Raw genomic sequence first — 22,463 nt, 5'->3', positions numbered from 1 at the left:
TCAACTCGTGGGCACGCGCACGGTGGGCGTGGCGCGCTGCGGATGCCGCAGCAGCTCGCGCACCGCGTCGCGCTCCGCGGCGGCCGCGGCCACGCGGCTGGAGAACGAGCGCGCCGTGTCGGTGGCCACCGGCGCGGCGGCACCGGCTGCCGGTGCCGCATCGGCCTGCGCCGCCTCGGTGGACGGATGCGCCGCATCGGCGCGCGGCACCACGATGCGCCCGCCGTCGCGCGCGGGTGCCTCCTGCGGCGCTTGCTGTTGCGGCGCCGAGAAGCTGTCGAAATCGCCGAACAGCGGGCTCGCGCCGTCGACCAGCTTGCCGGCCGTGACGCCGCGCAGCGCGAGCGTCTGCTCCACGTCGCGCACCATGCGCAGCGAGAAGGCCACGCCGTCTCGGCTCACGTGTTCGGCGTAGTCCACGCCCTGCGGCTCGCCCCACAGGTCGGTGGGACGGTCCTCGCCGAAGAGGCGGTCGCCGCCCAGCGCGCGCGCGGCGATCGCGCCCGACAGCATCTGGCTCAGGCGCTGCGATTCCTGCACTGCGATCTGCACGAACAACGCCGGCGTCATCGACTGGTCGATGCGGCGGCTGGGGTCGCCGAAGTCCGCCGGGAACACCTGGTCGCCCGTGAGCGGCCGGTGCTGCGAGGTGCCGTTGATCGTGACGACCAGCTTCGCCGTGCTGGTGCTGCCGTCGGCGTCGGTGATGACGTAGTCGAACACCTCGGTCAGCGTCTGGCCGTCGCCCAGCGAGGCCACGCGCACGTTGCTGGCGTTCACCGAATAGCTGTAGCTGCCGTCGGCGTTCAGCCGCAGGTTGCCGTAGCGGCCCGCCGTCGATCCGCCGATGGTGCCGGCCACGCCTTCGAAAGAAACACCCGTGACCGGCGTCGGCGTGCCGTCCGCGCCGAGGCGGTCGGCCACGTCGTTCGCGCCCATGCCGCTGCCGCCGAACACGTTGCCGGTGGCGGTGGCGCCGGGCCGCGCGGTGCCGATCGAGGTGGCGTCGTTGCATGCCGTGGGCACGTCGTCGATCACCAGCACGCGCAGCGTGCCCTGCGTGGTGTCGCCGTCGCGGTCGGTCACCTGCAGCGCGATGTCGTCGGTGACCTGCCCGCCCGCGTGGCTCTGCGCGGCGCCCAGCACGTAGGTGTAGCGCACGGTGCCCGTGGCCGCGTCGAAGCCGGTGAGCGTGATGCGCCCGCGGTCGGTGGCGATGGTGACCGGGCTCGTGCCGAGCGCGGCCAGCTGCGCCGGCGTGAGCGTGGTGCCGTGCACCGCGATGCTGCCCAGGCCGTCGGGCGCCGTGACGAAGAAGCTGCCCGAGACGGTCTCGCTCGCGTCGCCCGGCTCGACCAGGCCGCGCTCGTACACGGTGGCCTGCCCGGCCGTGTCGGGGCCGTTGTTGTCGCCGATCACCAGCGTCACGCCGTCGTTGGCGCCGTGGATGGTGAGGGTCAGCGTGGCGGTGCTGGTGTCGCCGTCCGCGTCGGTGATCGTGTAGCTCACCACCTCGGTCAGCGTGTCGCCCACGACCAGTGCCTGCACGCGCGGGTCGGCGTTGTTCAGCGTGTAGGTGTAGCTGCCGTCGGCGTTCAGCACGATGCGCCCGTAGGTGGTGGTGATCGGCACGCCCACCGTGCCGGCCACGCCGCCGAAGCTCACGCCCGTCACCGGCACGCCGTTGGCGTCGTCGGCGCCAAGGGTGTCGTTGGCCTTCACGTCGCCGCCCACCGTGTTCGGCGCGCCGTCCTCGGTGATGGCGTGGGTGTCGTTCACCGCTTCGGGCACGTCGTCCACGATGCGCACGGTGAGCGTGCCCGTGGCCGTGTCGCCGCCGGCGTCGGTCACGAGCAGCGCAATGTCTTCCGTGCTCTCGGTGGCGTTCGGCTGCGCCACCTGCCCGTCCAGCGTGTAGGTGTAGGCCAGCTCGCCCGTCGTCGGCACGCCGCCCACCGAACTGGTGGGCGTGAAGCCGGTGAGCACCAGCGTGCCGCGCGGCGTGTCGATGGTGACCGGCGTCGTGCCCAGGTTCGCCAGCTCGGCCAGCGTCAGCGTGCGGTTGCCCACCGTGACGCTGCGCATGCCGTCGCTCGCCGAGACCACGATGGTGCCGGTGGTGCGCTCGCGGGTGTCGGGGCCAGCCGGGCCGTCGACCAGCCCGCGCTCGTGCACCTCGGCCTGCCCCGTGGCCGCGCCGTTGCCGTCCACCGCGCCGATGGCCGGGTCGCCGTCCAGTCGGCCGTGGATGGTGATCGTCAGCGTGGCGGTGCTGGTGTCGCCGTCGGCATCGGTGATCGTGTAGCGCACCGTCTCGGTCAGCTGCTCGTTGGTCTTGAGCGCATTGACGGCGGCGTTGTCGTTGTCCAGCGTGTAGGTGTAGCTGCCGTCAGCGTTCAGCACGATGGCGCCGTACGTGGTGGTGAGCGACACGCCCACCGTGCCGGCCGCGCCGCCGAAGCTCACGCCCGTCACCGGCACGCCGTTGCCGTTGTCCGCGCCGTCGCGGTCGTTGGCCTTCACGTTGCCGCTCACCGTGTCGGGCACCGCGTCCTCGGTGATGGTGGCCGTGTCGTCGGTGGCCTGCGGCGTGTCGTTGATGATGAGCACGGTGAGCGTGCCGTTGGCCACGTCGCCGTCGCGGTCGGTCACCGACAGCGCGATCTGCTCGGTCACTTCGGTCAGCACACCGCCCGAGCGATGGCTCTGCGGCGCGCCCAGCACGTAGGTGTAGCTGACCGCGCCCCCGGTCACGACGCCGTTGGGCAGCGTGGTGCCGCTGAAGCCCGTCAGCTGGATCTGGCCGTCGGGCGTGTTGATCGTGATCGGCGCGCCCGGCGTGAGCGCCTGCAACTGCGCCAGCGTCACCACCGTGCCGCCGACGTTGATGCTGGCCACGCCGTCCGCCGCGGTGATGTTGAAGCTGCTGGCGGCGCGCTCGCCGGTGTCGGTGATGCTTACCAGGCCCGACTCGAACACCGTGACCTGCCCGGTCGCCGCGCCGTTGGCGTCGGTGACGGCGATGCCCGGCAGGTCGTTGGCGCCGCGGATGGTGATCGTGAGCGTGGCGGTGCTGGTGTCACCGTCGGCATCGGTGATCGTGTAGCGCACCTGCTCGGTCAGCGTCTCGCCGACCGACAGCGCCTGCACGCGCGCGTCGGCGTTGTTCAGCGTGTAGGTGTAGCTGCCGTCCGCGTTCAGCACGATGGCGCCATACGTGGTCGTGATCGACGCGCCCACGGTGCCGGCCGCGCCGCCGAAGCTCACGCCCGTCACCGGCGCGACGTTGCGGTCGTCCGCGCCGATGGTGTCGTTGCTCGCCACGTTGCCCGACACCGTGTTCGGCGCGGCGTCTTCGGTGATGGCGGCCGTGTCGTCGGTGGCCTGCGGCACGTCGTCCACGATGCGCACGGTGAGCGTGCCCGTGGCCGTGGCGCCGCCGGCGTCGGTCACCTGCAGGTCGATGGCTTCGGTGCTCTCGGTCGCGCCCGGCTGCGGCACCTGCGCGCGCAGCGTGTAGGTGTAGGCCAAGTTGCCCGCCGTGGGCACGCCGCCCACCGAGGCGGTGGCCGTGAAGCCCGTCAGCGTGATCGTGCCCAGCGGCGTCGTGATGACGACCGGCGTGGTGCCCAGGCTGGCCAGCTCGGCCAGCGTCAGCGTGCGCCCGCCCACGGTGACGGTCTGCAGGCCGTCGGCCGCCGACACCGTGACGACGCCGCTGCCGTTCTCGCGCGCATCGGGACCGCCCGGGCCGTCGACCAGGCCGCGCTCGTAAACCTCGGTCTGGCCCGTGGCCGCGCCGTTGCCGTCCACGGGCACGATCTCGGGGCTGGCGTCGGAGTGGCCGTGGATGGTGATCGTCAGCGTGGTGGTCGAGGTGTCGCCGTCCGCGTCGGTGAGGGTGTAGCTCACCGTGTCCGTGAGCGTCTCGCCGTCCTTCAGCGCATTGACGCGCGGGTCGGTGTTGTCCAGCGTGTAGCTGTAGCTGCCGTCGGCGTTCAGCACGATGGCACCGTATTCCGTGTCCAGCGCGCTGCCGACCGTGCCGGCCGTGCCACCGAAGCTCACGCCCGTCACCGGCACGGCCGTGTCCGCGCCCTCGCGGTCGTTGGTCTTCACGTTGCCGGTCACGGGGTTCGGCGCGGTGTCTTCGGTGACGCTGTTCGTGTCGGGGTTCGCGGTGGGCACGTCGTTCACGATCAGCACCGTGAGCGTGCCGCTGGCCACGTCGCCGTCGCGGTCGGTCACGCTCAGCGCCACCGCCTCGGTCACTTCGCCCGCGCTGTGGTTCTGCGCCGAGGTCAGCGTGTAGGTGTAGCTGACCGTGCCGCCGATCACGACGCCGTTGGGCAGCGTGGTGCCGCTGAAGCCCGTGAGGCGGATCTGGCCGTCGGGCGTGGTGATCGTGATCGGCGCGCCCGGCGTGAGTGCCTGCAGCTGCGCCAGCGTCACCACCGTGCCGCCGACGTTGATGCTCGCCACGCCGTCGGCCGCCGCGATATTGAAGCCGGCCCCCGCTGTCTCGCTGGTGTCGCCCACGCTCGTCAGGCCCGACTCGTGCACCGTCACCTGGCCGGTCGCGTTGCCGTTGGCGTCGGTCACCGTGATGCCCGGCACGTCGTTGCTCGCGCCGCGGATCGTGATGGTGATCTGCGCGATGTCGGTGCCGCCCGCTCCGTCGGAGATGGCGTAGGTGAAGAGGTCGGTGAGCGTCTCGCCGGCGATCAGCGCCTGCACGCGCGGGTCGCTGTTGTCCAGCGTGTAGGTGTAGCTGCCGTCGGCGTTCAGCACGATGCTGCCGTGGGTGCCGGTGAGCGGGCTGCCGAGCGTGCCGGCCGTGCCGGCGCCAGCCTCGGGGCCGGTGCGGATGCTGGTGACCGTGAGCGTGGTGCTGTCGGGGTCGTGGTCGGCTTCGCCGGGAATGCGCCCGCTGATGACGTTGCTGCCCACCGAGGGCGTGTCTTCGTCGATGCTGTGCGTGTCGTCGACCGCGGTCGGCGGGTCGTTCACGGCGGTGATCGTGAGCGTGCCGGCGAGCACGTTGCTGTTCAACGGCTGCGGGCCGCCCGCGTTGCCGCCGGGCTGCACGTTGTTGCCGTCGTTGAGCACGATGGTGTAGACGCGCTCGTTGTCGGTGCCGAACGCCGTCGGGTTGTCGCTGCTGCTGCGGTAGGACAGCTGGTCGAGCACCGCCCGCACCTCGGCCACGGTGGTGTCGGCGTCGAACTGCACCACCAGCGGTGCGCCGTTGCCGCCCGAGACGCTGACGCCCGGGGGCAGCGCGCCGTTGACGAACAGCTGGTCGCCCGGCTGGTAGCCGTCCAGGCTCACGGTGAGCGAGCCCGCGCCGAACACGCCGGCGGCCAGCCCGGGCGTGGTCGCCAGGTCGAGGTCGCCGACCGTGCCGCCGCTGACCAGCGCCACGGGCGGAATGCTGACGCCGGTGCCGGTCTGGTTGTTCTCCACCGCGGTCGCGCGGGTGGTGCCGCCGATCACCGGCGCGTCGTTGCGCGGCGCGATGGTGGTCGACACGTTGCGCAGCACCGACCACTGGCTGGTGGCGTCGTTGACGCTGGCGCTGATGTCGCCGCTGCCCGCCGCCACCGGCGCATCGGACACGCGCACGACCAGCCCGCCGGGCGTGCCGTTGAAGTCGGCCGCCGGCGCGAAGCGCAGCTGCGCGCTGGTGGGCAGCAGCAAGGCGCTGGTGTCGGACGCGCCCGTCGGCACGGCGAGCCAGTCGGTGCCGTTCAGGCTGTACTCCCACGCGCCCTGCGCGGCATTGGCGTTGTTGCCCACGATGGCGATGCCGCCGAACGAGGTCGATGCATCGCCGCCGCCGCTGATGGACGTCTGGTTGTCGGTCGCGTCGCCGTAGCCGCCGCCCAGCAGCGTGTCGACGCGCACACCGGCACCCGTCACGTCCTCGACGCCGGCGGGCACGGTCGCATCGGTCGCCGTCGGCCGGTCGTTCACGTTGATCACCGTGGTGCTGAGCACGATGGTGCCGGCGCTGTAGACGGTGGTGCCGCCGTTGCGGGCACCGGACACGTCGACCTGGCTGCCCGAGGTGGGGTCGGCGGTGGCGCTGTCGTTGTTGGTGTCGGTCTCGACCAGCCGCACGGTCAGCGTGGTGGGCGTGCCGTGGAAGTTGGCGGCCGGCACGAAGCGCAGCTGCGCGTCGGCGGCCAGCACCAGGGCCGTGCCGTCGGTGCGTGCGCCGACGGGAATCCAGGTGGTGCCGTTGTCCAGCGAGTACTGCCAGGCCCCTTGCGCGGGGTCCGGGACGTGGCCCGTGATCGCGACGCCGAAGAACTGGTCGGACGAACTGCCGCCGGTGCCCCCGTTGCCGCTGTTGTCGATCAGGTCGGCGGCGTCGTCGAAGTGCGAGCCGAACAGGGTGCCCACGGGGGTGCCGGCCGCGTTGTTGCCCACGTCTTCGGTCACGTTCGGCAGCGTCTGGGTGGTGCCGCCCACCACCACCGGCGCGTCGTTGACCGGCGCCACCGTGAAGACGAAGGTGCGCGTGGTGACCAGGCGGTTGCCGACCCCGTCCGCGTAGGCGAAGGTGCCGGTCGTGCTGTTGTCGCCGGGCGCCAGGCTGCCCGGACGCCCGCCGGTGTGGCCCTCGTCGTTGACCACCACGGTCACGGTGAAGGCGCCGTTCCAGTCGGCCGGCAGCGCGGCGCCGGGGGCGTCGGGCAGCGCGATCGAGATGGCGTTGATGCGGCTGTTGATCTGCGCCAGCGTGCCGGTGATGGTGATGCTGGCGCCGCCCAACGGGCCGACCGTGCCGCCGCTGCCGCCCACGCCGTTGATGACGAAGCCGGGGGGCACCGACACCGTGGCCGTCAGCACGTCGGTGGCGGCTGCGTCCTGGTCGGTGACCGTGAGGCCGGTCAGCGTGACGCTGCCGTTGCCCTCGTCCACCGTCGGGTTGCCGGCCGCGATGTGGGCCGGGTCGTTGATCGACGACGGGAACAGCGTGCGGTAGGCCGAGGCCACGTTCGCCGTCAGCCCCGCGGGGATCAGCGCGTAGGGGTTGACGTTGGTGGTGGGCACCGCCACCGTGCCGCCGTTCGCGTTGTTGTTCTCGCCGCCGTTGGCGCCGCCCGCCAGCGCGCCGCTGCTGTTCTCGCGCAGGCGGTCGTCCACGATGACCTGCACGCGGTAGGTCTGGTCGGTGTTGGCCAGGCTGCCGCCCAGCGCCACCTGCAGGCCATCGAGGTAGGCCTGCACCTGCGCGCGCGTGCCGCGGATGACGAGCGCGCTGCCGGTGCCGTCGAAGGTGCTGTCGATGGTCACGCCCGAGCCGGCTGCATTGCTCGAGGTGATGGTGATGGCGTCGCTGCCGCCGTCCGTGTACTGCGCCGCGCCCAGCGGCGCGCCCGTGCCGTTGGTGATGCGCACGGTGACCTGCAGGAAATCGGCTTCGCCGGACGCGATGCCGCCGCCATCGCCGTCGATGTCCAGGTCGCGCACGACGAAGCCCGGCACGGCCGACGGCGTGCTGCCGCCCGTCAGGTACAGCGGCGTGTTCGGGTTGGTGCCCGGCGTGAGCCCGGCCGTCGGCGCGTCGTTGACCGCCACGATGGTCAGCGCCATCGTCATGTCGGGCGGGTTGTTCGACACGCTGCCGCCGCCGGTGTCGCCGCCGATCTGCGAACCGGTGTCGTCGAAGGAGACGGTGAGCGTCACGTCGCCGGCGTCGGCACCGTTGAGGTCGTGGTTGACGTGGGTGGCGCTGCGGTAGGTCAGGCCCGTGGCGGCGCCGCTGGTGATCAGTTCCTGGATGTCGCTGGCGCGCCCGGTGAGCGTGAGCGCGCCGGTGTTGTCGCCGGCGATGGTCACGACGCGCCCGCTGGGCAGCGTGAAGCTCGTCTGCCCGCCGGTGCCGCCGATGCCCAGCGTGCCGTTGGGCACGGTCAGCCGCAGCGTGATGGGCGTGCCGAAGGCGGCCGACTCGGGGTCGGACACCACGAAGCCCGTGCCGATGTAGGTCGGCTGGTCTTCATAGACCGTGTGCACGGGCGGCACGACCAGCACGCCCGGGTCGTTCTCGCTCGACGCGCGCACCAGCACCGAGGCGGCCGCGATGTTGCCCGTGATGTCGCCGGTGGTGGGCACCGTGTCGGCGTACCAGTCGTACTCGGTGGTCGGGATCGCGATGTTCGGCCCGCCCGGCACGCTCGGCTCGTTCTGCGGGCCGCCGTTGGCGCCGGGCTGCAGCACGCCGGTGGCGGTGTCGCGCAGGCGGTCGTCGACGATCACCTGCAGCCGATAGGCCTGGTCGCGGTCGGTGTCGAAGGTGAGCGTGAGGCCGGCCAGCGCGGCGTTCACCTGGGCGCGCGTGCCGCGCAGCGTGAGGAAGTCGCCGTTGCCGTTCTTGTCGCCGTCGACGGTCACGCCGCCCATCGAGGTCGAGCCGATGGTGGCGCCCGTGTAGGCCGCGGCATTCAGCGGGTTGCCGTTGGCGTCCAGCAGCCGCACCGTCACCTGGACGAAGTCGGTCTCGCCCTGGATCACCGCGTCCAGGTCGGTGTCGCCGACGTTGAAGCCGGGCACGGGGTTGTGCGCCGGGTTGCTGCTGTCGATGTCGATGGGCCCGGCCGGCGCGGTCACCGTGGGCGCGTCGTTCAGCGGCGTGACGTAGATCCAGAACTGGCCGCCGGCCTGTTCCTTGTCGCCGTCGCTCAGCGTGAAGGTGAAGCGGTCGCTCGGCGGATCGCCGTTGGCTTCGGTGTGGCCGTCGGATTCGTCGCCCGAATTGAAATAGTAGATGCGCCCGGCGTTCACGTCGGCCTGCGTGAACGAGGAGCCCACGCCCAGCGCCACGAAATTGACGCCGTCGGTCGAGTACATGATGCGCCCGTGCGTGGTGACGGAGGTGATCGTGTACTGCAGCTGCGTGAGCGTGCTGTCGGGGTCGAAGGCCCTGAGCATGCCCGGCGTGATCTGGCCGCGCCCGCCCTCGGCCACGGTCAGCGGCTGGTTGGCGGTGCCGGGCGGGTCGGGCTGCGTCGGGTCGGGCGCGATCACCGGCGCGTCGTTGACGTTGGTGATCTGGATGCCGACGGTGACGGGGTTCGACGCAGCGCCCCAGCGGTCCACGGCATGCACGTTGAACTGGGTCGTGCGCACTTCGGAACCGTCGCTCACGAAGCGCAGGCCCGTGGTGCCGGCGCTGCCGGTGATGAGCGAGGCGTCGATGCGCTGCCCCACGGCCACGGCCACCCAGGCGGCGCCGTTCCAGTACTGCAGCTGGCCGCCGGTGGGCAGGCTGTCGAACTCGAACTGCATCGCGCCCGGCCCGGTACTGCCGTTGTTGAAGGCGTAGTTCGGGTCGCCGTTCAGCAGCGTGGCCGAGCCTTCGAGGTAGCTTTCGCTCGCAGCGTCGTCCGCATCGACCACGCGGATCTGGCCGGTCGTGAGGTAGGCGGTCTCGCCTTCGCGGATGACCGTGTTCGACGAACCGGTGGCCACGGGCACGTCGTTGACCGGCGTGATGAAGAACGAGAAGCTGGTGTTCCAGACGTTGCGCACGCCGCCGACGGCGACGCCGGCCGTCACCGAGAGCGACACGGCCGATTCGAAGTCTTCCACGTCGCCGTCGTGCTGGAAGCGGATGCGCCCGGCGTTCAGGTCTTCCTGCGTGAAGGTCTCGTAGGTGTCGATGTCGACCCACGTCGCGCCATCGAAGCGCTGCAGCACGCCGTTGCGCACCGGCCCCGTGGTGCCGGTGTAGTCGGTGACCGTGTAGATCACCTGCGACGGCGGCACGCCTTCGACCACGTAGCTCAGGCCCGGCACGGTGTTGAAGTCGGAGCCGGTGCCGCCCAGCACCACCGAGCCGCCTTCGCTGAGCGTGCCGCGCGTGGCGCCGTTCTGGTCGGTGCCCGCGTGGTTGGAGCCCGAGGTGGTGACGGTGCCGTCGATGGTCTGCAGCGGATCGCCGTTGCCCGCCGGGGTTTCGACGAGGTTGATCGTGAACTCGTAGGTCTTCAGCGTGCCGTCGGGGTTGCGGTCGGCGCCTTCGCGGATCACGGTGTTGCCGTTGGCGTCCCAGGTCGGCCCGAGCGTGTTGTCGACCACCTGGAAGCTGAAGGTGTCGGTGTCGCCCGCCGCCGCGCCCTGCGTCTGCACGTACTGCACGCGGCCCGAGCGCACGTCTTCCATGGTGAAGGTGCCGCCCGGCGGCAGGATCTTCCCGTCGAGCAGCAGGTAGCCCTGGTTCAGGCCGTTCATCGAGGTGACGGCAAAGGTCAGGTTGTCGTCGCTCGAATCGACGTCGGTCGCGCCGAGCATGCCGGGCGTGAGCGTCACGGTGTAGCCGCCGCCCGCCGGGTCCACGGTCGCCTCGAGCGTGCTGCCGGGGTCGAGCACCGGGTCGTCGTTGGCCGGGCGCACGTTGATGGCGATGGTGCCCGAGGTGGACGACGGCGTGCCCGTGCCGCCGCCGGCATCGCTCACCGTGACGCCGAAGCCGTCGGTGAACGGGTAGCTCTGTCCGTTGTTGTCGCGCTGGCCGTTGTTGCCGTAGGTGAGGCCGCCGCGGTCGTCGTAGCCGAACACGAAGCCGGCATCGATGTCGGCCTGCGTGATGGCGCGGTTGGTGACGTTCTGGGGCACGCCGCCGATCAGCACGGTCCCGGTGAAGTACAGCGTGCCGTCGGTGGGCAGGCTGGTCAGCCGCACCGTGAGGTCGCCGCTGGCGTCGTCGCCGCCGCCGTCGGCGACGATGAAGTTGCCCACGACCGAGGCCGGGTTGCCGCCGGGGTCGATGGCGTTGGGCGGCTGCCCTTCGAACACGCTGCCCCCGCCCGAGACCACGGGCGGCTGGTTCAGCGGCGTGACGTTCAGCGTGATGGTGGCGTGGTCGGAGCCGGCCAGCGGCGTGGCGCCGTCGTTGACGACGATGACGAAGCTGTCGTCCAGGTTCTGGTCCGCGCCGGTGGCCGTGTGCACGTAGGCGACGCGGCCCGCCAGCACGTCGGCCTGCGTGAAGACCGAGCCCACGCCGATGCGCTCGCCGTTGAGCGTGAGGTAGCCGTGCGTGGTGTTGGTCGCGATGCCGTAGACGATCTGGCCGGTGTTCTGCGAACCGATCGTCACCTCGGGGTCGACGGCGTTGAGCGTGGTGCCGGTCAGCAGCGTGGTGCCGCCCTCGGAGACCGTCTGCGCCGCGTCGGCCACCGTGGTCGGGTCGTTCGACGGCGTGATCGTCACGTCGAGCGCGCGGTTGGCGGTGAGCGCCGGCGTTTCCGAATCGGTGATCGACACCAGGATGCGCGTGGTGGCCGTGGCGTTGCCCAGTTCGGTGTCGGCGGCGGTGAACACCAGCTGGTTGATCCAGGCGTTGGCGTCGGCCACGCTGCCGACGAAGCGGTAGCCGCCGGGCACGGTGGTGACGCCCGCCATGCTGGCGCTGGACAGCGCGCCCAGCGCGGGGTTCTCGACGGTCACGTCGACCGTGACGTTGCCCGCGCCGTCGTCGGTGAGCGTCCAGCCGCTGAGCGTGGCGCGGTCGGCGCCCGGCGCGTTGAGCGAGCTGGGTTCGCTGACCGTGATGCGCGGCGTGGTCGTCGACACGGTGGGCGCGGCCAGCAGACCGTCGTAGTCGGCGGCGGCGAAGGCGCGCGTCTCGATGAGGCCCGTTGCGGCTTCGAGCGACCAGTCGCCCTGGCGCGAGGCCGCGCCGGTGGCGTCGAGCGACGCCGCCACGTCGGCGCCCGTGGCGCGACCCAGGGCCTGCACGAAGCGTTGCCCGTCGGCGCCCACGTCGCACCCGTAGAGCAGGATGTCGCCGTCCGCACCCAGGCTCGCGCCGATCGCCTGCCAGGCGCCGGCCGAGCGCGCCAGGCCGGCGACGTCGAGGGTTTCGTTGCCCAGCGTGATCTCGCCCGCGCTGCCGTGGCTGAGGATGTGCAGCGCCGTGAGGCCGCTGCGCCCTTCGAGCGCCTGGCGCAACTGTTCGACGCCGGACGAGCCGGTGTCCAGCAGGATCAGGTCGGCGCCCTGCGGCACCGAGGCGGCGAGCTGCTGCCAATTGGCAACATTCTTGTCGACGACGTAGACCTCGCTGGCCGGGGTCGGGGTCGGGGCCGGGCCAGGCGCGGATCGCGCGTCCGCTTCGGGCGTGCTTTCGCGCCCATGCGGCACGGCAACGGGCGCCGCCGCGTCGGCGGCATGCGGCGCATCCCCGTGCGGGCCCTGCGGCGCGTCCGCCGGTGCCGCCGCGGCGGCCTCCACAAAAGCGGCGCCATCAAATAGCTGCCGGCTTTCCAGCGCAAATCGATGAGCGCGTGGGCGAAGGAATTGGGGCGATTGAGACCTTGGCATGGCTCAAAGTGTGACGACAAATATGCAAATGTGTCCACTATTAACGTTCTCTCGTTTCGCGCCAACCACGTCAAAAAAACACAAAAACCACGCCTTTCCTTGCTTTCCTCCGCATTTTGAAATTAATTGTTACCCGCATCGTGGTTCATTCACCGGCTCATATGAAAGGCATATCCATTGCCGTATTTCCCCTCTGTGCAAGGCGATCTTCCCTCGACAGCCGGGTGCTCAGCGCCTTTGCAACCTCGTCCGATCGAAACGCCTGATCCATTGCCGGTTTTCAACTACGGAATTCCGTGGAAAACAGGGGCGGGAATTCCCTCTTCCTTGGCGACAAGGCATTCGCTATTCGCGATATATGGAACAACGCCTCAATTCATCGAGGTCGATTCACAACTGTAAAAATATGCGGAGCGCGATCGGCAATGAAAACCTTCACCATAAGAATTAATTGATGCAATGCACAAACCAAGGGTCCGGAGGTAATTCGATCACCGGGAACCGGGCCCCATCCGGCCATTGCTTGCCTGCGGCCGCGCACCACGACGGACGGGTCCGCGGCATGGGGTTGTAACCATGTGCGCAACGGCCGAAGGGCACGGCAGGGCCGCCCGGCGGACTTCCGAAACGGCCCGCACCGCGCATCCGGGACGCTTCGCGCGGCCTCGTCGCTTCGATGTAATTCGAAAGAATCAACAACATCCGCTTGCAGATGCGAGGCTGGTCGAGCACCCGGTTCGGCGGGCCATCGCGCCCCCTGCGTACGCCCGCGCAGCTTCGACTGCTTAACCCGGCAATATTTAACGATTCAAGATAATTGTTACGTTTTTGGAGCATCTGCAGACCCTCGATTCCTGCCTTCACAGGAGTCTGTTGCACAGGGCGCGGTGATACTGTTCCGGCCCCGAATCTTGCGTTCCTGGTGTGCGCACTGCGCGCCGGAGGACACGAGGCGTGGCACATCATCCAACTCGCTCATGTAAGAAAAAATGAACAAACTGCTCGCACTCATCTTCGTGGCTGCCGCCATCACCGCTTGCTCGAAGCAAGAGTCCACGCCCGCAGCGCCGGCCGCTCCCGCAGCACCTGCTGCCACCGCACCGGCCACGCCGGCACCCGCACCGGCCGCCAGCGCACCGGCTGCCGCAGCGCCCGCGGCCACCACGACGGCATCGGCCGACGTGCCCAAGGAATGCCAGGAGTACCTGGACAAGGTGAGCGCCTGCGTGGGCAAGCAAAGTGGCGCCGCCGCCGACGCCCTGAAGTCCAGCCTCGAGCAGACCAAGGCCACCTGGGCCAGCTACGGCGCCAACGCAGCCCAACTCGGCGCTGCCTGCAAGGCCGCTTCCGACGCCTTCGCCGCACAAGCCACGGCCATGAAGTGCTGATGCACTGAGTCGCTGACGCCGGCGAGCTTGCCCTCGCCGTGCAACGCGACACACCTCCTCGTCCTCAACGAGGAGGCGCCGCCCCATACAGCGGACGGCGCCGAAACGGTTCCTGTCAGACCGAGACAATCCAGCCCCCATGACAGACCTCCTCACCAACCTCACCTGGCACGCCCTCTCGGGCCCGCATGCGTCTTTTGCCGCCGGCACATCGACCGCACGCCGCTACGCCACAGGCTTCTCCCCCATCGTCGGCTTTGCCGACGCACTGCACCCCGACCTCGACGCGCTGCTGCCCTTCTGCACGCCGGACGAGCGCTTCTATGCCATCGGCTGGTCGGGCCCCGCGCCGTCCACCTGGCAGGTCGACATGGAATCGGTCATCGTGAAGATGATCTGGGACGCGCCTGCACCCGTGGCCGACACGCTTCCTGATGTCGTTCGGCTCGGCGCAGCAGATCTAGAACAAGTGCTGGCCCTGGCCGCCCTCACCCGCCCCGGCCCCTTCTCCACGCGCACCATCGAACTCGGCGAGTACGTCGGCTGCTTCGACGCCGACGGCCGCCTCGTGGCGATGGCCGGCGAGCGCATGGCCGCCGGCACGCTGCGCGAGATCAGCGGTGTCTGCACGCACCCCGATGCGCAAGGCAAGGGCTACGCGAAGCGCCTCGTCACGCGCCTGGTGGCGCAGCAGATGCAGCGCGGCGAAGTGCCCGTGCTGCATGTGATGCAGGGCAACGCGGGCGCGCGACGCATCTATGAGCGCATGGGTTTCCGCGTGCACAGCGAACCCGTGGTTCGCGTGATCTCTCGGCGCTGAGCGGCGCCGCGCCTGCGGCCCGAATCAGGCGGCCGCCACCCCACGCTCGCTCGTGATCTCGGCGCCTTCGCGCATCGTCTTCGTGACGGGCGTGTTGGCCACCACCTCGAGCAGCCGGCTCCACTGCGCGTCGGTCAGCGGTGCGCTGGCGTGCAGCACGCGGTGGATGTGCGCCTTGCCGTCGGCGTCCTTCGTGAAGCTCAGCTCGGCCTTGAACTCGCCCAGCTCCCAGCCCTTGCGCTGGGCGTACATCCGCAGCGTGATCGCGGTGCAGGCGGACAGCGCGGCCAGGTAGTAGTCGTAGGGCGCCGGCCCCGCGCCCTGCCCGCCCAGCGACGCCGGCTCGTCCGCCACGAGCTGGAACTTGCCGACCTGGATGCGGTGGTTGAAATTGACGTCGGTGGAGACGATCGTTGCGGTGTGGCCCATGGGAGTGCTCCTGTTGACAAGCAAGCATTCTGGCGCGGCCGAACGCCCGAAAACATCAGCGCCAACGCGGTTGATCCAGACGCTCATAATGCTCGCCGGGCGGCCATGCCAGGGGTCGCCAGCCACCCGGCACAAGCGGGTGCGCCGCCTTCCTGCCTGGCATCGACGGAACGACACCATGAGCGCTTTGCACATGTTTCTACCGGTCTCCGAGCCCGCGCGCAGCGAGGCGCTGGCACTTTTCATCAAGACACACCACGTGCCCCGCCACCTCGTGAGAGGCACCTCGCGCAAGATGCCGGACGACTGCGGTCCCCCCGCGCCGGTTCGCACCTCGCAGGAACAACCGCAGGCCGCATCCGCCCAGCCATCGGCCGCATCGGCCTAGGGCGGACAGACCGCAAGGAAGACAGCCCTCGTCGCGCCGGCCGCGCGCGGCGCGTGTTCGTGCGCCCTTCTTGGCTCGCCTCCGGTGACCGCTGGGCATCGCGTGCCACATCGCCGCGAGGCAGCCCGTCTTTCCATTCGCCTACACCGAAAGTCCGGGATAAAACCCACCTTCATCGGTCACACTGGCGACATCGACAAAAGAATGCGCGAGTTGTCGCGACATACTGCACGAATGCAAAAAAATCACATGGAAACGAGCCGCCCCACGATGCGCTCGTTCCGCAGCCAGCCATGACGGAGTTGAGGGTCAGCTGGGAGCACACGTTCCCCGACGACGGGACGAAGCTGGTCATCCATTCGAACTGGGTTTCCAACACCCCCGCCACGCAGGCCTACCTCGAGGCGCTGGTCGCGCGGGTCGGGCAGATGGACCCGGCGCCCCACTGCGTTTTCGAGAAACGCCAGGCCGTCCCGTCGCGCTCGTTGCCGCCGGACCTCGGCACCTTCACCTCGGCCGAGTTCTGGCAGGTGGCCGAGCTGCTGCACCTGCAGGCCACCCCGTCCCTTGCCGCCGCGCGGCTGGTGCTGGTCGAGGGCATGCGTCCGGCCAAGGCCGCGAGACAGCTCAACACGAGCCCGCAGGCGTTGACGAACACGTTGCGTAAGATCCGCACGGAGCGCGCGACCTCGTCGCGGCTGGGCAGGTTGCCCGCCGACCGGCCACCATCCGAAGGCACCGCGCCGCAGGAGCCCTGAGCGGCCGACCGGTGCGCCCTCCCCGGCTTGCATCGGCACGGTCAATCCCGTACGCTGGCCCGGCGTCGATGCGCAGCACCCGAGCCCTTGCGGGCCGCCGGGCCGGCCTTGCGGACGCGCAAAGGAGTCCCGCCATGCCAAGCCGATCGAACGGCCTCGCGGCCGAAATGGAAGCAGTGCGAACGCTGGCGCTGGTGGGCGCGGCGGCCGCTGGCAAGACCTCCCTGGCCGAGGCCCTGTTGTTCAAGGCGGGCGCCGTCGGCGCGTGCGGCAGCGTCGAGCGCGGCAGCACCGTCAGCGACCACGACCCGCTCGAGCGCCGCATGCTGCATTCGCTCAACGCCTCGGTGATGCACCTCACGCACGCCGGCACGCGCATCCACCTCATCGACACGCCCGGCGGCCCCGACTTTCTCGGCCAGAGCCTGCCGGCGCTGGAGGCGGTCGAGACGGTGGCGGTGGTCATCAATGCCGCCACCGGCATCGAGCCGATGGCGGTGCGCATGATGGATTACGCGGCCGCGCGCCACCTGGCCCGCATGATCATCGTCAACAAGATCGATTCGCAAGGCATCTCGCTGGCGGGCCTGCTGGCCGACATCCAGGCCACCTTCGGCCGCGAATGCCTGCCGCTGAACGTGCCCGACGGGGTCAACAGGCAGGTGATCGACTGCTTCTTCAACCGCTTCGGACGCTCCGACTTCGGCCCCGTCGAAGCGGCGCACCGCGCGCTGGTGGAACAGGTGGTCGAGGTCGACGCGGCCTTCGTCGACCGCTACCTCGAGGAAGGCGACGTCGACCCGTCCGAGCTGCACGCGCCGCTCGAGCAGGCGCTGCGCGAAGGCCACCTGATCCCGGTGTGCTTCACCTCGTCGCGCAGCGGCGCCGGCGTGGCCGAGCTGCTGGACGTGATCGTCAAGCTCCTGCCCGACCCGACCGAGGCCAACCCGCCGGAGTTCCTCGTCGGCGAAGGCGCGCAGGCCCAGCCCATGCAGGCCCGGCCCGACCCGTCGCTGCACGTGCTGGCGCATGTGTTCAAGGTCACGATCGACCCCTACGTCGGCAAGATGGGCATCTTCCGCGTGCACCAGGGCACGGTCACGCGCGACAGCCAGCTCTACATCGGCGACGGCCGCAAGCCCTTCAAGGTCGGGCACCTGTTCATGCTCCAGGGCAAGGACCATGTCGAGGTGTCGCACGCGGTGCCGGGCGACATCGTGGCGGTGGCGAAGGTCGACGAGATCCATTTCGATGCCGTGCTGCACGACGCGGCCGAAGACAGCCATGTGCACCTTGCGCCGCTGCCGTTCCCGGTGCCGGTGTACGGCCTGGCCGTGGAGCCCAAGCGCCATGGCGACGAGCAGCGCGCCTGGGAAATCCTCGGCAAGCTCGCGGCCGAAGACCCGTGCCTGCGCATCGAGCATGTGGCCGCGACCAACGAGACGGTGCTCTACGGCCTCGGCGAGCTGCACCTGCGCCTCGTGCTCGAACGCCTGCGCGAGGTGTACCGCTTCGAGGTCCAGACGCGGCCGCCGCGCATCGCCTACCGCGAGACCGTGACCGCGCCGGCCGAGGGCCACCATCGCCACAAGAAGCAGACCGGCGGCGCCGGCCAGTTCGCCGAAGTCTTCCTGCGCATCGAACCGCTGGCGCGCGGCGCGGGTTTCGAGTTCGCGGACGAAGTCCGGGGCGGCGCCATTCCGAATCAGTTCATCCCCGCGGTCGAAAAAGGCGTGCGCGAGGTGCTGGCCTACGGCGCGATCGCCGGCTACCCCGTGGTCGACGTGCGCGTGGTGGTCTACGACGGCAAGCACCACAGCGTGGACAGCAAGGACATCGCCTTCGCGACCGCCGGCCGCAAGGCCTTCATGGCGGCGATCCGCGAGGCGCAACCGGCCGTGCTCGAGCCGATCGTGCAAATCGAGATCGCCGTGCCCGAGCATGCCGTGGGCGACGTCACCAGCGACCTGTCGTCGCGGCGCGGCCTGGTCACCGGCACGTCGGGCCTGGGGGCCGGCACGGTGGCCATCGGCGGACAGGTGCCCGAGGTAGAGCTGGCCAACTACCAGTCGCGGCTCAACGCGATGACCAGCGGCCAGGGGCGCTACACCATCGCGTTGTCGCACTACGAGGCCGTTCCGCCGACCGTGCAGCGCACGCTGATGGGGCAGTACCGGGTGCGCGACGACGACTAGGAGCACCCCGGGGGCATGACGCTGCCATGGCCTAATGGCCGGCATCCGCCATTCATCCCGCACGGGCTCCCCGATGAAGAAACTGCTGCCACTGGTCCTGTCCACCCTGTTCGCCCTGCCCGCTTCGCAGGCCCACGCCGCACCGCGCCAGCCGTACACCCCGGACCAGGCGCGGGCGCTGCTCACGCAACTCGGTGCCCATGTGATGGTCATCAATTCCGACCAGACGCTGATCCGGAAAAAGCCGGCGAGCGCGTTCGACGTGCTGACCTACTACCCGCTGCCCAAGGCCAAGGTCGACGAATACAAGCGCAACGGCCACATCGTCAACACGAACGACGACATCGCCGACGCTGCCACCTACCGGATCAAGGACTACGCGCTGACGAACGAGAAGAACGAGAAGCTGCGCCTGAAGGACGACGGCAGTGCGCCGTCGCTGCAGGACTTCTCGCTCTGGACCTACGACAACGCCCTGAGCAGCCAGCGGGGCTTCTACGTGAAGCTGGACAAGCCATTCGAGCGCGTCAAGGGGCACCTCACGGTGGTGTTCGAGATGCCCGGGAACATCCGGCACGAGACGCGGGTGCCGGTCGACCTGTCCATCACGGACAAGGACCCGCGACCCGGCACCTGATCCTGCGGTCGCTTCACGGCGATCCTGGCTCGAAGAGCTCGCGCTGCGACGTCGTCAAGGCCGCGAAGCTGTCTCCCATGGGCTGAAGAATGGCATCGGCGATCGGCTGCAGTTGCCGGGTGAGGTAGTGCTCGTAGTCGATGTGCGAATGGCGGGTTTCCAGCGGCTCCGGCCCGTTGCGGGTCATGACGTACTGGATCCAGCCGCCCTTCTGGTACTGCTGGGTCCGGCCGACCCGGGCGTTGTGCTCGTCGGCGATGCGCGCGGCCCGCACCTGCGGCGGCACGTTGACCAGGTAGTCGTCGAGCCGGTGGCGCAGGCGCTTGCGGTAGATGAGCAGGTCGTCCTTGGCGCCCGCCAGCGTCGCCTTCGCATAGTCGGTCACGAAGGCCTTGTACGGCTCACCCTGGAAGATGCGTGACAGCAGGCCCTCCTGGAACTGGCGCGCCAGCGGGGTCCAGTCGCTGCGCGCCATCTCCAGGCCGCGGTACACCATCTCCTCCTTGCCTGCGGCATCCACGCTGAGACCGGCGTAGCGCTTCTTGCTGCCGACCTCCGAGCCGCGGATGGTGGGCATGAAGAACTTCTTGTAGTGCGTGTCGACCTCGATCTCGAGAAAGCTCTCCAGGCCCTGCTCCTCGCGCAGCCTGCGCGCCCACCAGTCGTTGATGTCGGCCGCCAGGCGGGCCGCGACGGCATGCGCCTCCTCGTTGGTGTGGGTGCGCCGGAGCCAGATGAAGATCGAGTCGGTGTCGCCGTAGATGGCCTCGTAGCCCCGCTGCTCCACGAACTCGCGCGTGAGCTTCATCATCTCGTGCCCGCGCAGCGTCACGGCGGACACCAGCTTCGGGTTGAAGAAGCGGCACTCGGACGCGCCCAGCACACCGGCAAAGGAGTTCATGAGCAGCTTCAGCGCCTGCGACAGCGGCTCGTTCTTCGCCCGCTTGGCCTCGTCCCGCGCGTGCCAGAGCGTGGTCACGATCTGCGGCAGGCAGTGCCTGTCGCGCGAGAAGACGGTCTCTTGGGGTCCGTGGATGAGACCGGTCGGATCGGCGGCGTTCGAGCCCTCGACGAGGCCCACCGGATCGACCAGGAAGGTGCGGATGATCGAGGGATAGAGGCTCTTGTAGTCCAGCACCACGACGGAGTCGTAGAAGCCCGGCTTCGAGTCCATCACGTAGCCGCCCGGGTAGGCCTTGCTCGCGATCTCGCCCACGTTCGGCGCCACGTAGCCCAGGCGGTGCATCCGCGGCAGGTAGTGGTGGCTGAACGCGGCGATGGAGCCGCCGAAGTGGTCGGCCTGCAGGCCGGTGACCTGGGCGCGCTCCATCATGAACTGCAGCAGCTTCGCCTTCTCGAAGATGCGCAGGACCAGCTCGCAGTCGCGGATGTTGTACAGCGCGAGCGCGGGCTTGTCGTGCTGATACCGCCGCTCGATCTCCGCCATCTTGTCGTACTCGTCGCCGATGGCCTTGCCTTCGCCCAGCAGCGTCTGCGAGACGTTCTCGAGGCTGAAGGACGGAAAGCTCCACACCGCGGCCCGGAGCGCCTCGATGCCATCGAGGACGATCCGCCCCGGCGTGGGCGCGAACAGGTAGCCCTGCTTGCCCGGATGCGTGCGCCACTCGATGGGCCGGCGCTCCCGCCCCAGCAGCAGCGGCACGCCGCAGTCGTTGGCGGTCTTCTGCAGCACGCGCAGGTCGAACTGGACCACGTTCCAGCCGATGAGGACGTCGGGATCGTTGCGCTCGAACCAGTCGTTGAGCTGCTCGATCATCGCCTTGCGGGTCGGGCAGTAGACGAGCGAGAAGTCCATGGGCTCGCCCGGCCCGGGCGACGGCTCACCGAGCATGAAGACGATGCGCTCGGGCGTGCCGTCCAGCGCAATGGAGTAGAGCCCTTCATGCTGGCTCGTCTCGATGTCCAGCGACACGAACTTGAGTACCGGCCGGAATTCGGGCGCGGGGCTGAGCTTGCAGTCGACGAGCGTGGCGCGCTCGGCGCGACCGCCTTCCACCCGCACACCGGCGGTGATGAAGCGCTCCATCAGGTAGCGGTCGTGCGGGCGCACGTCGGCTTCGAGCAAGGGGATGCCCTGCGCCTGCAGGGCGCGCGCCAACCGGCCGATCTGGCGGAAGTGCGTCGCATAGACGCCGAGGACGGCTTCCTGCTGGAAATTCCGGAGCTCCAGCTCGCGCAACTGCACGCCCGGCATGGCCGCGAGGTGGACTTCCACCGCCGCCCTGTGCCGGGCGGCGACGAACGCGACGCTGCTGCGGGAAGTCAGCACCACTTTTCTCGGCCCGGCCTCGGTGGCCAGCCAGTACTCGATCTCCGTGCCGGTCGGTGCATCACGCCAGTGGCGCGTGAGGATGAAGCCCTGGAGGTCGGTGGAGGTCACGGGCGCTAGGCGATTCGGGTGGGACGGGAAGGCGGACGGGGAATCGGAGGATTCTCGCCCGGCCCGGCCAGCTGGCGCCCGGTGATCGCAACCCGTCCGAGCGGGGCTACCGGATTGAACAGATGCGCTGACCGTGCCGAATCGCCTTCCCCCGTTCTCGCCCCGAGCGTCAAGTTCGGCGCTGTGGGGTTCCAGTAACGATGATCGGATCGACGGGATCCACGCGGACGGCAGCTCGCGGGAAGTCGAAAAGCTCCTCAGGATTGGAGGCAAGGATCCTCTCGATGGCGCTTGCATCGTGGTCAAACCAGGTCGCCAGAGCATTGAGCAAGACGCCAGCGTCCTGCTCAACCGAAAAGCCAACATGGGGCCAGTCGGTTCCCCAGACCATGCGAGTTGGCGCTTCCGAGTACAAGCGCTGGGCGCGGCGGGCGATGCGAGGATCTCGAAGGTCGGCCGACAGGCGATAGCCGATCAGCTTGACCCACACACGGCCCGTTGAGAGCAGCGACGACAAGACACGCTCAGCCTCACCGGACTGCGCCCCCAAGGACAACCCGCCGAGATGGTCGACGACCAGCGTGCAGGGCAACTGCTCCAGCGTTGACTTGAGCGAGGGCCACTGATCCTCCCTGGGAAGAATCTCGGCATGCCAACCACGGTCCGCCAGTTTCGGCGCCAGGACCTTCAGGTCATGGAGATCGACGGTACCGCCAAGCTGGCCCGACATGATGAATCGCATCCCCCTGACACCCATGGCGTGCCAGGCATCGAGCTGTGCATCGGTCGTGTCCGCATCACCCACCACCACGCCACGCAGCACCTGCGGCTCAGCGCGCAGCGCTTGCTCGACGGCGCGGTTGTCCTTGCCATACACGCTGGCCTGAACGACCACCGATCGCTCGAACTTGATCGATCGGCGCAAGCGGCGCAGTTCCGCCGGCGGTGCCGGTGCGGGTTCGTAGCTCGCGTCCGGCACCGTGTTCAAGAAATCTTCAGGCGTGACATGGCAATGAGAATCGCACGCCCGCGCGGGGACCTGAAAGTCGGGGGCCGCATAGTTCTCCGGCGGCGGCAGGCAGGCTGCTGTCAATTGCATCGTTCTTCT

Annotated in this window: 10 protein-coding genes; 6 read left to right on the top strand and 4 right to left on the bottom strand. The window is 69.5% G+C overall.

The genetic code is table 11. The annotated features are described in order from the left end of the window. Positions 1–12,249: a cadherin-like domain-containing protein gene (locus tag AC57B8_RS02095; protein ID WP_496478511.1), complete on the bottom strand. Its 12,249-nt coding sequence runs from the start codon at positions 12,247–12,249 to the stop codon at positions 1–3. Positions 12,250–13,328: 1,079 nt separating this feature from the next. On the opposite strand from AC57B8_RS02095, the gene AC57B8_RS02090 reads away from it, so the two are divergent. Beyond that, positions 13,329–13,727, top strand: a complete 399-nt coding sequence (locus AC57B8_RS02090) for a hypothetical protein (RefSeq protein WP_095745880.1) — start codon at positions 13,329–13,331, stop codon at positions 13,725–13,727. Between the two features lie 139 nt (positions 13,728–13,866). Then, positions 13,867–14,547, top strand: a complete 681-nt coding sequence (locus AC57B8_RS02085; RefSeq protein WP_496478510.1) for a GNAT family N-acetyltransferase — start codon at positions 13,867–13,869, stop codon at positions 14,545–14,547. A gap of 24 nt (positions 14,548–14,571) precedes the next feature. Here the strand turns inward: AC57B8_RS02085 and AC57B8_RS02080 are convergent, their stop codons facing one another. Next, positions 14,572–14,976, bottom strand: a complete 405-nt coding sequence (locus AC57B8_RS02080) for an OsmC family protein (RefSeq protein ID WP_307693297.1) — start codon at positions 14,974–14,976, stop codon at positions 14,572–14,574. A gap of 178 nt (positions 14,977–15,154) precedes the next feature. Here AC57B8_RS02080 and AC57B8_RS02075 point away from each other — a divergent pair, with 178 nt between their 5' ends. The 4 genes from AC57B8_RS02075 (at position 15,155) to AC57B8_RS02060 (ending at position 18,954) form a co-directional block, all read left to right on the top strand. Beyond that, complete coding sequence (locus AC57B8_RS02075) at positions 15,155–15,364, top strand: hypothetical protein (protein ID WP_139702348.1); 210 nt, start codon at positions 15,155–15,157, stop codon at positions 15,362–15,364. Positions 15,365–15,657: 293 nt separating this feature from the next. Beyond that, positions 15,658–16,122, top strand: coding sequence for a hypothetical protein (locus tag AC57B8_RS02070; protein WP_062471967.1), 465 nt, complete (start codon positions 15,658–15,660; stop codon positions 16,120–16,122). Positions 16,123–16,256: 134 nt separating this feature from the next. Next, positions 16,257–18,317, top strand: coding sequence for an elongation factor G (gene fusA, locus AC57B8_RS02065; RefSeq protein ID WP_496478509.1), 2,061 nt, complete (start codon positions 16,257–16,259; stop codon positions 18,315–18,317). Between the two features lie 73 nt (positions 18,318–18,390). Further along, positions 18,391–18,954, top strand: a complete 564-nt coding sequence (locus tag AC57B8_RS02060) for a hypothetical protein (RefSeq protein ID WP_496478508.1) — start codon at positions 18,391–18,393, stop codon at positions 18,952–18,954. Between the two features lie 13 nt (positions 18,955–18,967). Here the strand turns inward: AC57B8_RS02060 and AC57B8_RS02055 are convergent, their stop codons facing one another. Then, a complete protein-coding gene (locus tag AC57B8_RS02055) occupies positions 18,968–21,355 on the bottom strand; it encodes a DNA polymerase II (protein WP_496478507.1) in 2,388 nt (795 codons plus the stop codon). Between the two features lie 169 nt (positions 21,356–21,524). After that, positions 21,525–22,454 (bottom strand): amidohydrolase family protein, encoded by a 930-nt coding sequence (locus tag AC57B8_RS02050; protein ID WP_496478506.1) that lies wholly within the window; start codon positions 22,452–22,454, stop codon positions 21,525–21,527. Positions 22,455–22,463: the final 9 nt, after the last annotated feature.

The organism is Variovorax sp. BGA-UO-ETr-C22, assembly GCF_059567965.1.
Note: the sequence above shows the minus strand (reverse complement) of the source record. Positions and strands in the feature narration are given on the sequence as shown.